Here is a 14,867-nt window from a genome sequence, read left to right as displayed (position 1 = left end):
TAAAATTTAGTTAGTTTTTAATTGAATGTTTCGTTGCCCGTTTTCTAGCAAACTAATTGATATTGAAACAGTATCTAAAGGTAGTAAATTTTTAACATTTTCAGGCCACTCAACTAAACACCAATTATTACTATATAAATAATCTTCAACACCCATGTCATACGCTTCTTCTTCTTTTTCAATACGGTAAAAATCAAAATGATATACTGTTTCGTTAGAGGAAGTCTTATACTCATTAACTAGTGAAAAAGTAGGAGAGTGGGCAATATCTTCTACACCCAAAACTTTACATATTTCTTTTATTAAAGTTGTTTTACCAACGCCCATTTCTCCATAAAAAAGTAGAATTTTATGTTGGGTAGTAGCTATGATTTCTTCAGCTACAGCTGTTAATTCGTTTAGTGAATAATCTCTGTTCATAAGTAGCAAAAATAAAGAAGTAGATGGTAAATTACTATAGTTTATTTGTTCTTATAGCTATAATGACCAATAATTTTAAAATTGAATAAACAATCTTCTAAAACTTGACCAGCTCCAATGTTATGTACTATCAAGTATTGTTGATTATTGGTTGGTGATTTTTTAGATGAAACTATCCCAATATGAGTTAACCCTCCTCCTAAACTCCAACAAACAATATCCCCAGGTAAATAATTATTAGGATTTATAGTAGTCTTCTTAATAGTTCCTTTTCTTTTAAAAAAGGTCATTAAATTAGGTACTCTTCTGTGGTCTATATTAGTGTCAGTATTTTTAAGTCCCCATATTTTAGGATACAATGAAAAGTTAGCTTTCATATCTTCATGAACTTCTTGCTGTAAATCTACTCCTAATTTACGATAGGCGCGAATAATAACATCAGTACAAACTCCTTTGTCTTTTGGAACATCTCCTTTAGGGTAAGGTATAGAGAAGTAACTAGGATCGTAAGTAACTTTATTTTTTGTCAGCTCTAAAGCAGCAGTAGAAAGTTTATTTTCTTGAGCTATTAAAGAGTAGGAGCAAGCAAAAAAAGATAAAAATAATAGAAACTGAAACTTAATTTTCATGTCAACACTAATTTTAAAAAAAGCTAAAAAGCTATTTTGGATTATAAACAGCACAAGGAATAATCATCTCTTCCAGTGAAATTCCTCCATGTTGATAAGTGTTTTTATAATACTTTACAAAATGATTATAATTGTTTGGGTAAGCAAAAAACAGATCTTCTTTTGTAAATATAAAAGGACTGTTAATAGCTACTGAGGGCAAGAAAATATCTTTTGGGTTTTTAACCGCGTATACATCTTTGTCTTCATAACTCAAACTTCTACCAGTTTTATATCGTAAGTTAGAACTAATGTTCTTATCACCAATAACTTTAGTAGGGTGCTTACAGTTTATAGTACCATGATCGGTTGTAATGATTAACTTTTGTCCTAATTTTTGAGCCTTTTGAATAATATCATAAAGAGGAGAGTTTTTGAACCAGCTTACAGTTAAAGATCGATAGGCTTTATCGTCACCAGCCAGCTCCTTGATAACTTCCATTTCAGTCTTAGCATGTGAAAGCATATCAACAAAGTTGTATACTACAGCTGTAAGGTCATTTTGTCGCGTTCCGTTATAATTATCAGCTAAATCTTTTCCACTTTTTAAAGAAACTATTTTGTAATATTCATGTGTAATATTCAGTCCTAAACGTTTGATTTGCTCTTCTAAAAAATCAGCTTCAAATAAGTTTTTACCACCTTCATCAATATCATTTTTCCAATAATTTGGATGTCTTTTTTCCATTTCAGAGGGCATTAAGCCAGAGAATATAGCATTACGAGCATATTGAGTAGCTGTAGGTAAAATACTGTAGTATGAATATTCCTCTTCCTTTTTAAAATAATTATTGATAAAAGGTTCTAAAACCCTGTATTGGTCATAACGAAGGTTGTCAATTACTACCCATAAAACACCTTGGTTTTTTGATAAGTTTGGTACTATGTAATCTTTAAAAAGTGTGTGCGAAAATGTAGGTTTATCATCTCCAGTTAACCAGTGTTGGTAATTCTTTTTAATGAATTTAAAAAATTGTGAGTTAGCTTCAGATTTTTGAGACTCTAAAATCTCTAACATTCCAGTGTCATTAATATTTTCTAATTCAAGCTCCCAATGAACTAGTTTTTTATATAGTTCAGCCCATTCCTCATAAGAATTTACCATAGCTAAATCCATAGAGATTTTTCTGAATTCTTGTTGGTAACTTGATGTAGTTTTTTCAGAAATTAAACGAGAGTGGTCTAAATTCTTTTTTAAACTCAATAATATTTGATTAGGATTCACTGGCTTAATTAAGTAGTCTGCAATCTTAGAACCAATAGCTTCCTCCATAAGATACTCTTCCTCACTTTTGGTAATCATAACCACAGGGAGGTTTGTGTTTTTTTGTTTGATATCAGAAAGTGTTTCCAAGCCTGTAATACCAGGCATGTTTTCATCTAAAAAAACAATATCAAAATTATTTTCACTAACCAAGTCAATAGCATCAGTACCATTGGTGCAGGTTGTAACTTTATAATCTTTTTTTTCTAAAAATAATATATGTGGTTTTAATAAATCTATTTCGTCATCTACCCAAAGAATATGTATGTTTCTCATCATAATTTTCAACTTGTTTTCTACCTAAATAACGGTTAAAAGTAGTTTTGTTGTGTTTATAAAAGCTAAAAATACGTTAATTAAACGCTGGTTAATTTGGTTTTGTAGATAAATTATGATTTTTTTGTTTAAAATTCAAGGATTTATACATTTTGAAGAAATCAAAAACCAACAAATTAAAGATAATTAATGATCCTATTTATGGATTTATCTCGATTCCAAACTCCCTAATTTTTGATATTATTGAGCATCCTTATTTTCAAAGGTTACGTAGAGTAACACAGATGGGGCTATCAAATTTAGTATATCCTGGAGCTAATCATACTCGTTTTCATCATGCAATAGGTTGTATGCATTTAATGCAAAAAGCTGTACATGTGTTACGAATGAAAAATGTTGAAATTTCAGAAGAAGAAGCGAATGCTTTGTATATAGCTATTTTATTACATGACATAGGTCATGGGGCATATTCACATGCATTAGAACATAGTATTGTAAATGAAATTACTCATGAAGAAATTTCATTAAAATTTATGAAAGCCTTGAATGATGAATTTGAAGGAAAGTTAAGTTTAGCCATTCAAGTATTCGAAGGGAAGCATCCACGTAAGTTTTTATACCAACTAATATCAAGTCAGTTAGATATTGACAGGTTAGACTATTTAAAAAGAGATAGTTTTTTTACTGGAGTAGCGGAAGGAAACATTTCATCAGATCGTTTAATAGCAATGATGAATGTAGTGGATAATGAATTAGTTATTGAACAAAAAGGAATTTATTCAGTAGAAAAATTTGTTATCGCGCGACGCCTAATGTATTGGCAAGTTTATTTACATAAAACTGGCTTAGTAGCAGAAAACCTTCTGGTTAGTATATTAAAAAGAGCAAAGGAGCTAGCTACAAAAGGAGTGGAGCTTCCTTCTAGCAGAGCTCTTAAGTATTTTTTATATAATCCGATAAATAAAGAGAATTTTTCAAATAAAACATTAGAAATATTCTCTGAGCTAGACGACTATGATGTTTTATCAGCAATAAAAGAATGGAAGAATCATGAGGATTTTATTTTGTCTACTCTAGCTACAAAAATCATTGATAGAAGTTTGTTAAAGATTGAAATTCAGGAAAAACCATTTACTGAGGAGTATATTGAAAAGAGGCGTAAAAAATTAAGAAAGCTTGTAGATTTAAGTGAAAAAGAACTTGAATATTTTGTTTTTTCAAATGAAATAAAGCACCAAGCATATAATACCAAAAAGCCAATTAAAATTTACACAAAAAAAGGTAAGCTTAAAGACATAGCAAAAGCTTCTGATCAGTTAAACCTTAAAGCATTAACAAAACCTGTAGTGAAGTATTACCTTTGTTATCCTAAGAAAATAAACTAGACGAATACTTAGAAACAAATTCTAATCGAGAGGTATTTGAACAAAAATAATTACTTTTGCAGATAATGAAATTTACAGCAAAACAAATAGCCGATATTTTAGAAGGAGAGATTGAAGGGAATCCGGAAGCTGAAGTATCTACACTTTCTAAGATAGAAGAAGGCAAAGAAGGTTCATTAACCTTTTTATCAAATCCAAAGTATAACTCGTATATATATACAACTCAAGCATCAGTAGCTATTGTAAATAAGAGTTTTGTTCCTGAGAGGGAAATTGAAACTACTTTAATTAAGGTTGAAGATGCTTATAAAGCATTTTCAAAACTTTTGGAGTTTTACAATGAAGTGAAAAATAATAAGAAAGGAAGAGAAAATCCTCATTTTATAGCTAATTCAGCTACTATTGGAGATAATGAGTATATAGGAGCTTATGCTTATGTTGGTGAAAATGTAGTTTTAGGCAATAATGTTAAAATTTATCCTAATTCTTATATAGGAGATAATGTAACAATTGGTGATAATACAGTTGTTTTTGCAGGAGTAAAAATATATTCTGAAACTGTAGTAGGTAAAAACTGTAAAATTCATTCAGGAACAGTAATTGGAGCAGACGGTTTTGGATTTGCACCAGATGAAAATGGTGAGTATAAAGCAATACCACAAATAGGAAACGTTATTATAGAAGATAACGTAGATGTGGGGTCTAATTCAACTATTGATAGAGCTACTCTTGGATCAACAATAATTCGAAAAGGAGTAAAACTAGACAACCAAATCCAAATAGCTCATAATGTTGAGATAGGTAAAAACACTGTAATAGCTTCTCAAACAGGGATTGCAGGATCTACTAAAATAGGAGAGAACTGTATGATTGGAGGTCAAGTAGGGATTGTTGGACATATAACCATTGGAAACAATGTAAAAATCCAAGCTCAATCAGGAATAGGAAAAAGTTTAAAAGATGAAGAGGTAGTACAAGGGTCTCCAGCATTTGGATATTCAGACTATAGTAAGTCTTACGTACACTTTAAAAACTTACCAAAATTAGCAACTACAATACATAAAATAGAAAAAGAGTTGAATGCTCAAAAAGTAAAAAATGAGTAAGAAACAAAAAACAATACAAAACGAAGTTACATTATCAGGTGTTGGATTACACACTGGTAATGAAGTTACAATGGTTTTTAAACCAGCTCCAGAAAATCATGGATTTGCTTTTAAGCGAGTGGATTTAGAAGGGGAGCCAGTAATAGAAGCAAAAGCTGATTATGTAACAAACACACAAAGAGGAACAAACCTTGAAAAAAATGGAGTTCAGATACAAACATCTGAACACGTTTTAGCTGCAGCAGTTGGATTAGATATTGATAACTTATTGATAGAAATTAATGCTTCTGAACCTCCAATTATGGATGGGTCTTCTAAGTTTTTTATTGAAGCTCTAGAAAAAGCAGGAATTGTTGAACAAGAAGCTGAGATAGAAGAGTATGTAGTAAAAGAAATTATTTCATACAAAGATGAAGTAACTGGAAGTGAAATTATTTTAATGCCTTCAGATGAGTACCAAGTAACTACTATGGTAGATTTTGGAACTAAAATATTAGGAACTCAAAATGCAACATTAAATACGATTTCAGACTTTAAAGAAGAAATTTCAGCAGCAAGAACATTTAGTTTCTTACATGAAATTGAAATGTTGTTAGAACATGACTTAATTAAAGGTGGAGACTTGAATAATGCTATTGTTTATGTCGACAAGGAATTGTCTGATGGCACAATGGAAAAGTTAAAAAAAGCCTTTAATAAAGATAATATTACTGTAAAGCCTAACGGAGTTTTAGATAACTTAACATTACATTGGGCTAATGAAGCTGCGCGTCATAAGTTGTTAGATGTTATTGGTGATTTGGCTTTAACAGGTATTAGAATCAAAGGAAAAGTAATAGCTAATAAGCCAGGACATTCTGTAAATACTACTTTTGCTAAGAAATTAGCTAAAATCATAAAAAAGGAAAAAAGAAATAATGTTCCTTCTTATGATTTAAACCAACCACCATTAATGGATATCCATAAAATAATGGATATTTTACCTCACAGACCTCCATTCTTATTAATTGACAGAATTATAGAGTTGTCTGATAAACATGTGGTAGGGATGAAGAATGTTACTATGAATGAAGATTTCTTTGTAGGACATTTCCCTGGAGCTCCAGTAATGCCTGGGGTTCTTCAAGTAGAGGCTATGGCACAGTGTGGTGGTGTTTTAGTATTAAATACAGTTCCAGACCCTGAAAACTACTTAACATATTTCATGAAAATGGATAATGTTAAGTTCAAACAGAAAGTATTACCAGGAGATACATTAATATTTAAAAGTGAATTAATCACACCTATAAGAAGAGGTATTGCTCATATGCAAGCTTATGCATACGCTAATGGAAAGCTAGTGTGTGAGGCAGAACTTATGGCACAAATTTCAAAAGTAAAATAATATGAATCAACCACTTGCGTACGTACACCCTCAAGCAAAAATAGCTAGAAATGTAGTTATTGAACCTTTTACCACCATTCATGCAAATGTAGAAATAGGTTCAGGAACATGGATAGGTTCCAATGTAACTATTATGGAAGGTGCGCGCATCGGTAAAAACTGTCGAATTTTTCCAGGTGCTGTTATTTCAGCTATTCCTCAAGATTTAAAATATAATGATGAGGATACGACCGTAGAAATAGGAGACAACGTTACTATAAGAGAGTGTGTAACCATTAACAGAGGAACTTCAGATAGAATGAAAACAGTTATTGGAGATAACTGTTTAATTATGGCGTATTGTCATATTGCGCACGATTGTAAAGTGGGAGATAACTGTATTTTTTCAAATAATTCAACTTTAGCAGGTCACGTAACAGTGGGTGATAATGTGGTACTTGCAGGCATGGTGGCAGTACATCAATTTGCTTCAGTAGGAAATCATGCTTTTGTAACAGGTGGGTCGTTAGTTCGTAAAGATGTTCCTCCTTATGTAAAAGCAGCAAGAGAGCCTTTGTCATATGTAGGAATTAACTCAGTAGGGTTGAGAAGAAGAGGTTTTACAACTGAAAAGATTAGAGAAATTCAGGACGTTTATCGTATTTTATTTCAGAAGAACTATAATAACTCTCAAGCGATTGATATTATAGAAGCTGAAATGGAAGCAACCTCAGAGAGAGATGAAATTATTCAATTTATAAAAGATTCGCATCGCGGAATCATGAAAGGATATTTTAAAGCAAATTAATTATTAAAATTGCACTTATAAGAGCAACTATAAAGATCAAATAAATGGCATCAACATCAGATATTAAAAAAGGATTATGTATAAAGTATAATCACGACATATTTAAAATCATTGAGTTTTTACATGTAAAACCAGGTAAAGGACCTGCTTTTGTTCGTACAAAACTTAAAAGTGTTACATCTGGAAAAGTGATAGATAATACTTTTTCTGCTGGGCATAAGATTGATGACGTTCGTGTAGAAACGCATAAATTTCAGTATTTATATCCTGAAGGAGATTTATACCACTTCATGAATACGGAAGATTATAACCAAATTACACTTCAAAAATCAGTATTAGATGCACCAGATTTAATGAAAGAAGGTGAAGTAGTTACTGTTTTAATAAATACAGAAGATGGTATGCCATTATCAGTAGAAATGCCATCACACGTAATTTTAGAAGTAACACATACTGAGCCAGGAGTAAAAGGAAATACAGCAACAAATGCTACTAAACCAGCAACTGTTGAAACTGGTGCTAGAATTAATGTACCTTTATTTATTAATGAAGGAGACAAAATAAAGATCGATACTGAAAAAGGCGCATATACGGAGCGTATTAAAGAATAAATTTAATATTCCCGCTTTAGCGGGAATTTCTTTTTAAAGATGAAATTTAAACAATCTCAAACTCTAGAGCAAATAGCAGGGTTATTAAATGTTGAATTTGTTGGAGAAAGTAATTTTCCTATAACAGGAATTAATGAAATTCATGTAGTAGAAAAGGGAGATATAGTTTTTGTAGATCATCCAAAATACTATGATAAAGCATTAAACTCAGCTGCTACTACAATACTAATAAACAAAAAAGTAGATTGTCCAGAAGGAAAATCATTATTAATTTCTAATGATCCATTTAGAGATTTTAATAAAATAACCAAACACTTTAACCCTTTTATAGCATCAAAAAGTAGTATTGCTGAATCTGCTATTATAGGAGAAAATACTATTATACAACCAAATGTTTTCATTGGAGAGAATGTAAGAATTGGTAAAAATTGTTTAATTCATGCTAATGTGTCAATTAACAATAATTGTATAATAGGAGATAATGTAACAATTCACGCAAATACCGTTTTAGGAGCAGATGCTTTCTATTATAAAAATAGACCAGAAGGCTTTGATAAATTAATATCTGGAGGTAGAGTAGTACTTGAAGATAATGTAGATTTAGGAGCTTCATGTACTATTGATAGAGGTGTAACTGGAGATACATTAATAGGAAAAGGAACTAAAATCGATAACCAAGTGCATATAGGTCACGATACTGTGATAGGTAAAAAATGTTTAATAGCTGCACAAACAGGTATTGCAGGGTGTACTGTCATTGAAGATGAAGTTACAATTTGGGGACAAGTAGGTATTATTAGTGGTTTAACAATTGAAAAGGGTACTGTTTTGATGGCACAGACAGGGGTCTCGAAATCTCTTAAAAAAGGAGTGTATTATGGAACTCCACAACGTGAGTATCGTCAAACACTAAGGGAAGTCATCTATTTAAAAAATGCAACAAATAAAGAAAAAAAGTAACCTAAAATTAATTGTGAAAACACAATTAAAAAGTTATTTTTGTCTGTCTTAAAAAAAATAATAAAAAGCAAACCAATGAGTGTTTTAGTAAATAAAGATTCAAAAATTATAGTTCAAGGTTTTACAGGAAGCGAAGGTACTTTCCACGCTGGCCAAATGATCGATTACGGAACAAACGTAGTTGGAGGTGTAACACCAGGTAAAGGAGGTCAAGAGCATTTAGGTAAACCAGTTTTTAATACAGTTGACGAAGCTGTGCAAAAAGCAGGAGCAGATACTTCAATTATTTTTGTGCCACCAGCATTTGCTGCTGACGCTATTATGGAAGCTGCTGAAGCTGGGATTAAAGTAATCATTTGTATTACTGAAGGAATTCCTACTGCTGATATGGTAAAAGTAAAAGCTTATATTGACCAATTAGATTGTACTTTAGTGGGGCCTAACTGTCCAGGTGTAATTACTCCTGAAGAGGCAAAAGTAGGAATTATGCCAGGGTTTATCTTTAAGAAAGGTAAAGTAGGTATTGTTTCTAAATCGGGAACTTTAACTTATGAAGCTGCTGATCAAGTTGTAAAACAAGGTTACGGAATTACTACAGCTATTGGTATTGGTGGAGATCCAATTATAGGAACTACTACAAAAGAAGCTGTTGAGTTATTAATGAATGATGACGAAACTGAAGCAATCGTAATGATTGGTGAAATTGGAGGTAACTTAGAAGCTGAAGCTGCTCGTTGGATTAAAGCTGATGGTAACCGTAAGCCTGTTGTTGGTTTTATCGCAGGGCAAACTGCACCAGCAGGTAGAACAATGGGGCATGCAGGTGCTATCGTCGGTGGTGCTGATGATACAGCTCAAGCAAAAATGAAAATTTTAGCGGAAAATGGAGTACACGTTGTAGAATCTCCTGCTAAAATTGGAGAAATGGTAGCTAAAGTTTTAGCATAAAGAAAAATATTTTAGCATTAACTGTTAAAATTACATATTATTTTATTGTAAAATCCATCGAATTTGTAAATTCGATGGATTTTTATTTTAATCAAAACTAAATTATTTATGAAAACAATTAAATTGCTATGTATTAGCATGTTGCTTATAACTCATATAAGTTGTAAGCAAACAACAACTTCGGAAAAAGAGGTAAAGACAGAACAACACAAAGATGTGAATGGTTTCAGTTATGAAACCGTAACCAACGACCCAGCAGGTTTACGCTTATATACATTAGAAAATGGACTTAAAGTGTATTTAAGTAAGAATACAGATGAACCTAAAATTCAAACATATATAGCGGTTAGAGCTGGTTCAAATTATGATCCAAAAGAATCAACAGGTTTGGCTCACTATCTAGAACACATGGTGTTTAAAGGAACTCATAAAATAGGGACAGTTGATTGGGGAAAAGAAAAAGAATACTTAACAAAGATTTCCGATTTATACGAACAACATAGAACAGAGGAAGATCCAGCTAAAAAATTATCTATTTATAAAGAAATAGATAAAGTTTCCTTAGAAGCATCTAACTATTCTGTAGCTAATGAATATGATAAAATGACTGCTTCATTAGGAGCTACTGGTACTAATGCTCACACGTGGTTTGAAGAGACTGTTTATAAAAACAAAATTCCTGCAAATGAGTTAAATAAATGGTTAGATTTAGAAGCAGAACGTTTTAGTACATTAGTACTTCGTTTATTTCACACGGAATTAGAGGCTGTTTTTGAAGAGTTTAATAGAGGACAAGATGATGATTGGGATAAGCGTTACTTAGCAATGTTAGAAGGATTATTTCCTAATCATCCTTACGGGCAACAAACTACTATTGGAACTGCAGAACATCTAAAAAATCCTTCAATGGTTGATATTCATAACTATTTTGATAAGTATTACGTACCAAATAATATGGCTGTAGTATTAGTTGGAGATCTAGACTTTGAAGCTACCATTAAAAAAGTGGATGAAACTTTTGGAAAATTTGAAAAGAAAGAATTAGCACACCCAATTTTACCAGAAGAAGAGTCAATTTCGCAACCAATTATTAAAGAAGTTTTTGGTCCAACTTCTGAATCAATTTCTATAGCTTATAGATCTAAAGGTGTAAATACTGAAGAAGAAAAGTTTGTTACACTTTGTGATATGATTATGGCTAATGGTAATGCTGGTTTATTAGATTTAAATTTAAATCAAAAGCAAGCAGTTCAAAGAGCTAGTTGTTCTCCGACATTTTTAAATGATTATGGTTACCATTCTTTTACAGGAAACCCTAAATCAGGTCAAACTTTGGATGAAGTTAAAGACTTAATATTAGAGCAAATTGAAAAATTAAAGAAAGGAGAGTTTGAAGATTGGATGATTGACGCTGTTGTAAATGATTTAAAATTAAGTCAAACTCGTCAATATGAAAATAATACAGCTTTAGCTAGCGCTTATTTTAATGCATTTATTCATCATGAAGATTGGTCTGATAAGGTGAAGTTTTTAGATGATTTAAAAAAGATTTCAAAGCAAGAATTAGTAGATTTTGCTAACAAATTTTATCAGAATAACTATGTTGTAACTTATAAACGTAAAGGAGAAGATAAAAATATTGTAAAAGTTCAAAATCCAGGAATTACTCCAGTAAACTTGAACAGGAATAAAAGTTCAGAGTTTTTAAAGGAGTTCAATAAAATTGAATCAGCTCCATTACAACCAAAGTTTATCGATTATAAAACAGCTATAAAAGAAACTAAAATGGTAAATGATATTAAAGTTTCTTATGTTTTAAACGAAAAGAATGACTTATTCGACTTGAACATCATTTTCGATATGGGTAAAGACAATGATAAAAAATTAAGTCTTGCTGCTGGATACCTAGAATATATAGGTACAGATAAATATTCTGCTGAAGAAATTAAAAAAGAGTTTTACAAGTTAGGAGTAGATTATTATGTAAGCGCTCAAGATGATAAAACTTACGTTGGTTTACGTGGATTGAAAGAAAATTTACCTAAAGGTTTAGAATTGTTAGAACATTTGTGGGAAAACGCTAAAGCAGATCAAGAAGCTTATGATAAGTATGTAGAAAAAATCTACAAAGGTCGTCAAGACGGAAAAACTCAAAAAGGTAATATTCTATGGAATGGTTTATATAGCTATGGAAAATATGGAGAAAACTCTCGTTTAAGAGATATTATGCAAATTGATGAGTTAAAAGCCATCAATCCAGAAGAGCTTGTAAACATTGTAAAAGGAATGAAAAATTATAAGCAACGCATTTTCTATTATGGTAAAGATATAGATGCTGTAGTTGTTGCGTTAAACAATCATCATAAAATTTTAGGAGAGTTAAAAGACTACCCCGCTGCAAAAGAATATGCTGAAACTGAAACTGGTGGAAATGTTTTTTATACTGATTATGATATGGTACAAACTGAAATGTTGTTTTTAGCTAAAGGAGAACCATTTAAACCAGAAAACTTAGCAGCTTCAACATTATTTAACACATACTTCGGAAGTGGGTTATCATCAATCGTTTTCCAAGAAATTAGAGAATCTAAATCGTTGGCTTATTCTGCATTTGCAGCTTATAGAAACGCCAGAAAAAAAGAAGATCCTAACTATGTAATGGCTTATGTTGGTACGCAAGCAAATAAGTTAGAACAAGCGGTAGATGCTATGATGGATTTAATGAATAACATGCCAGAAGCAGAAAAGCAATTTAATGCAGCTAAAGAAGCTACATTAAAGAAAATAGCCGCTCAAAGAATTACAAAGTCTAACGTCTTTTGGTCGTATGAAAGGTTAAAAAAGTTAGGAATTGATAATGATAATAGAGAGGAAATGTACAATACTATTAAAGGTATGACTATAGAAGATTTAAAAGCATTTTTTGATAAAAATGTAAAAGGAGAGTCTTACAACGTAATGGTGATTGGTAATAAAAAAGATTTAGATGTTAAGTCATTACAAAAATTAGGTAAAATAAAAGAACTAGATGTTGATTATTTATTTAATTATGTAAACGAAAAGAAGATGAAATCTTAATCTATTAAAGTTTATATCAATATAAAATCCTGCTAAAAAATAATCTTTAGCAGGATTTTCTTTTTATATTTGACCCTATTAAAACAACTAATAAATGAAACTTTTAGAAAATAAAACAGCAATTATTACAGGAGCTACCAGAGGAATTGGTAGAGGAATTGCATTAGAGTTTGCAAACCAAGGATGTAATGTTGCATTTACGTATAACTCTTCTGTTGAGGCAGCAACTGCTTTAGAAAATGAATTGAAAGAATTAGGAGTAAACGCTAAAGGATATCAATCTAATGCAGCAGAGTTTGATGCAGCTCAAGAGTTAGCAAAAAATGTTTTAGCAGAATTCGGAACTATTGATGTGTTGGTAAACAATGCAGGTATTACAAAAGATAATTTGTTAATGCGTATTTCTGAAGATGATTTTGATAAAGTAATTGAAGTAAATTTAAAATCGGTTTTCAATTTAACAAAAGCAGTAATTCGTCCAATGATGAAGCAACGTGCAGGATCAATTATTAATATGAGTTCTGTTGTTGGATTAAAAGGAAATGCTGGTCAAGCAAATTATGCAGCTTCAAAAGCAGGAATTTTAGGATTCTCTAAATCAGTAGCTTTAGAATTAGGTTCTCGTAATATTCGTAGTAATGTTGTTGCTCCAGGTTTTATTGAAACAGAGATGACTGCAAAATTAGATGAAAAAGTTGTTGAAGGTTGGAGAAACGAAATTCCTTTAAAAAGAGGAGGCACCCCACAAGATATTGCTAATGCTTGTGTTTTCTTAGCATCAGATATGAGTTCTTACATTACAGGACAAACCTTATCTGTTGATGGAGGAATGTTAACATAGAATTTATTTAAAAAAATAAAATCAAAAAAGCCTGTATTATTTTTATAATACAGGCTTCTTCTATTTTAAGGGGTTGATTTGCTTGTAAGGGGGCAAGCACGAGGGGTTGCCTTGGGGGACAATTTCTAAACTCAACTCAAAGGGGAAATAAGTCTTAGGGGAGTTTAGTTATTAATGATTTATAAAATCCAAACGGTTTGTAAGGGGAAACAAATACCGAGGGGTTATTTGAATTTTATAGCACATTAAATTCTTAGGGGATTGTTAGGGAATCATTTATACTATTATCTTTTTTTGTAATCTTCAAAGGTTCCATCGTCATATAAAACCAAAATGTTTTTAATTTCTCTAAAAGCGGCAGATTCTTTTTGTTTTGAAGGGTTCTCTGAGAATTGCGTATTTGATTTTTTTTCGGGTTCTTGGTCAAATACAGGATTTTCATTAAACAGAGAAGGAGCTTCACTTTTCTCTATTTTTATCTCTTTTTTGTGATTTTCTGTATTTTTTGGAAAATAGCCTTTACCATATACTAACCAATTAAGGTCAACTTCATCAAAAGCCGTTTCAACTTTTATAATAAAATCTAGACTCGGTTTATTTCTTCCTGATAATAGGTGAGAAATGCTAGACCTTGGTACATCAATTTTATCTGCAAAACTTGACGCCGATAAATTGTAATAATCTAATATCTGTTTTAGTCTTTCTATCATTTGTTTACTTATGTAAACATTAGGGGTTGTTTACAGTTGTAAATATAAACTGTTTTATAATTGTAAACAAGAAAAAGAGTGATTTTTTTAAGATTTACCATACATGTATTCATGTAAAACTTTAGCATAAAGCAAATAATCAACTGAAAAATAATAAGTTACGATAGGTTTATAAGAAAAAGTTATATTGCAAATAAAAAGACATGATTACAATTGTAATATGTAAAATACCAGTATTTCTGTTGTTTACCTATGTTAACACACTAAAAAACTAACAGTTAAAGCTTCATTTTACAGTTATTGATGCCTATTTAATAGGTTGTAAACAACAGAATAGAGCCAGAATATCAGGAATAATAGTTTCTTTTTAAAATAAACTTCAGAATCTTAAAAATCAGCATATAAAAATTATAAAGCTTATATAAATAC

General features: G+C 31.1%; 13 protein-coding genes. 9 read left to right on the top strand and 4 right to left on the bottom strand.

The window, feature by feature from the left end; translation table 11 throughout:
* Positions 1 to 6 precede the first annotated feature (6 nt).
* The 3 genes from tsaE to porX are packed head-to-tail and all read right to left on the bottom strand — an operon-like array spanning position 7 to position 2,628.
* On the bottom strand, positions 7 to 420 hold the full coding sequence (tsaE, locus tag LCI24_RS08250; protein WP_274639950.1) for a tRNA (adenosine(37)-N6)-threonylcarbamoyltransferase complex ATPase subunit type 1 TsaE: 414 nt from the start codon (positions 418 to 420) through the stop codon (positions 7 to 9).
* 41 nt (positions 421 to 461) lie between these two features.
* Positions 462 to 1,049 carry a DUF1287 domain-containing protein gene (locus LCI24_RS08245; RefSeq protein WP_274639949.1) on the bottom strand — a complete coding sequence of 196 codons (588 nt, stop codon included), beginning with the start codon at positions 1,047 to 1,049 and terminating at the stop codon, positions 462 to 464.
* 31 nt (positions 1,050 to 1,080) lie between these two features.
* Positions 1,081 to 2,628 carry a T9SS response regulator signal transducer PorX gene (gene porX / locus LCI24_RS08240; RefSeq protein ID WP_274640043.1) on the bottom strand — a complete coding sequence of 516 codons (1,548 nt, stop codon included), beginning with the start codon at positions 2,626 to 2,628 and terminating at the stop codon, positions 1,081 to 1,083.
* 152 nt (positions 2,629 to 2,780) lie between these two features.
* Between porX and LCI24_RS08235 the strand changes: the two genes are divergently transcribed.
* From LCI24_RS08235 to fabG, 9 genes are all read left to right on the top strand, one after another.
* The gene (locus LCI24_RS08235) at positions 2,781 to 4,013 is read left to right on the top strand and encodes an HD domain-containing protein (RefSeq protein WP_274639948.1); all 1,233 of its coding nucleotides are present in this window, start codon (positions 2,781 to 2,783) and stop codon (positions 4,011 to 4,013) included.
* A 65-nt stretch (positions 4,014 to 4,078) separates the two neighbouring features.
* Positions 4,079 to 5,119 carry a UDP-3-O-(3-hydroxymyristoyl)glucosamine N-acyltransferase gene (lpxD, locus tag LCI24_RS08230; protein ID WP_274639947.1) on the top strand — a complete coding sequence of 347 codons (1,041 nt, stop codon included), beginning with the start codon at positions 4,079 to 4,081 and terminating at the stop codon, positions 5,117 to 5,119.
* On the top strand, positions 5,112 to 6,503 hold the full coding sequence (locus tag LCI24_RS08225) for a bifunctional UDP-3-O-[3-hydroxymyristoyl] N-acetylglucosamine deacetylase/3-hydroxyacyl-ACP dehydratase (protein WP_274639946.1): 1,392 nt from the start codon (positions 5,112 to 5,114) through the stop codon (positions 6,501 to 6,503). Before lpxD ends, LCI24_RS08225 begins: the two co-directional genes overlap by 8 nt.
* 1 nt (position 6,504) lies before the next feature.
* The gene (gene lpxA, locus LCI24_RS08220; protein ID WP_274639945.1) at positions 6,505 to 7,290 is read left to right on the top strand and encodes an acyl-ACP--UDP-N-acetylglucosamine O-acyltransferase; all 786 of its coding nucleotides are present in this window, start codon (positions 6,505 to 6,507) and stop codon (positions 7,288 to 7,290) included.
* A 44-nt stretch (positions 7,291 to 7,334) separates the two neighbouring features.
* On the top strand, positions 7,335 to 7,901 hold the full coding sequence (efp, locus tag LCI24_RS08215; RefSeq protein WP_047788759.1) for an elongation factor P: 567 nt from the start codon (positions 7,335 to 7,337) through the stop codon (positions 7,899 to 7,901).
* 39 nt (positions 7,902 to 7,940) lie between these two features.
* Positions 7,941 to 8,861 carry a UDP-3-O-(3-hydroxymyristoyl)glucosamine N-acyltransferase gene (locus LCI24_RS08210; RefSeq protein WP_274639944.1) on the top strand — a complete coding sequence of 307 codons (921 nt, stop codon included), beginning with the start codon at positions 7,941 to 7,943 and terminating at the stop codon, positions 8,859 to 8,861.
* 75 nt (positions 8,862 to 8,936) lie between these two features.
* Positions 8,937 to 9,809: a succinate--CoA ligase subunit alpha gene (gene sucD / locus LCI24_RS08205; protein ID WP_099214339.1), complete on the top strand. Its 873-nt coding sequence runs from the start codon at positions 8,937 to 8,939 to the stop codon at positions 9,807 to 9,809.
* A gap of 108 nt (positions 9,810 to 9,917) precedes the next feature.
* A complete protein-coding gene (locus LCI24_RS08200; protein WP_274639943.1) occupies positions 9,918 to 12,887 on the top strand; it encodes a M16 family metallopeptidase in 2,970 nt (989 codons plus the stop codon).
* A 94-nt stretch (positions 12,888 to 12,981) separates the two neighbouring features.
* Positions 12,982 to 13,728, top strand: a complete 747-nt coding sequence (gene fabG / locus LCI24_RS08195) for a 3-oxoacyl-[acyl-carrier-protein] reductase (protein ID WP_121146887.1) — start codon at positions 12,982 to 12,984, stop codon at positions 13,726 to 13,728.
* A gap of 284 nt (positions 13,729 to 14,012) precedes the next feature.
* Here fabG and LCI24_RS08190 read toward each other — a convergent pair whose 3' ends face one another.
* Positions 14,013 to 14,438 (bottom strand): helix-turn-helix domain-containing protein, encoded by a 426-nt coding sequence (locus tag LCI24_RS08190; protein WP_274639942.1) that lies wholly within the window; start codon positions 14,436 to 14,438, stop codon positions 14,013 to 14,015.
* Between the last annotated feature and the right edge of the window lie 429 nt (positions 14,439 to 14,867).

This window comes from Tenacibaculum larymnensis, from assembly GCF_028829235.1.
Classification (GTDB): domain Bacteria; phylum Bacteroidota; class Bacteroidia; order Flavobacteriales; family Flavobacteriaceae; genus Polaribacter; species Polaribacter larymnensis.
The sequence above is the reverse complement of the archived record's forward strand: the minus strand, read 5'-3'. Positions and strand labels throughout refer to the sequence as shown.

Coding starts and splice junctions, on each gene's coding strand:
- tsaE (WP_274639950.1), bottom strand. CDS start 420: ATGAACAGAGATTATTCACTAAACGAATTAACAGCTGTAGCTGAAGAA.
- LCI24_RS08245 (WP_274639949.1), bottom strand. CDS start 1,049: ATGAAAATTAAGTTTCAGTTTCTATTATTTTTATCTTTTTTTGCTTGC.
- porX (WP_274640043.1), bottom strand. CDS start 2,628: ATGAGAAACATACATATTCTTTGGGTAGATGACGAAATAGATTTATTA.
- lpxD (WP_274639947.1), top strand. CDS start 4,079: ATGAAATTTACAGCAAAACAAATAGCCGATATTTTAGAAGGAGAGATT.
- LCI24_RS08225 (WP_274639946.1), top strand. CDS start 5,112: ATGAGTAAGAAACAAAAAACAATACAAAACGAAGTTACATTATCAGGT.
- lpxA (WP_274639945.1), top strand. CDS start 6,505: ATGAATCAACCACTTGCGTACGTACACCCTCAAGCAAAAATAGCTAGA.
- efp (WP_047788759.1), top strand. CDS start 7,335: ATGGCATCAACATCAGATATTAAAAAAGGATTATGTATAAAGTATAAT.
- LCI24_RS08210 (WP_274639944.1), top strand. CDS start 7,941: ATGAAATTTAAACAATCTCAAACTCTAGAGCAAATAGCAGGGTTATTA.
- sucD (WP_099214339.1), top strand. CDS start 8,937: ATGAGTGTTTTAGTAAATAAAGATTCAAAAATTATAGTTCAAGGTTTT.
- LCI24_RS08200 (WP_274639943.1), top strand. CDS start 9,918: ATGAAAACAATTAAATTGCTATGTATTAGCATGTTGCTTATAACTCAT.
- fabG (WP_121146887.1), top strand. CDS start 12,982: ATGAAACTTTTAGAAAATAAAACAGCAATTATTACAGGAGCTACCAGA.
- LCI24_RS08190 (WP_274639942.1), bottom strand. CDS start 14,438: ATGATAGAAAGACTAAAACAGATATTAGATTATTACAATTTATCGGCG.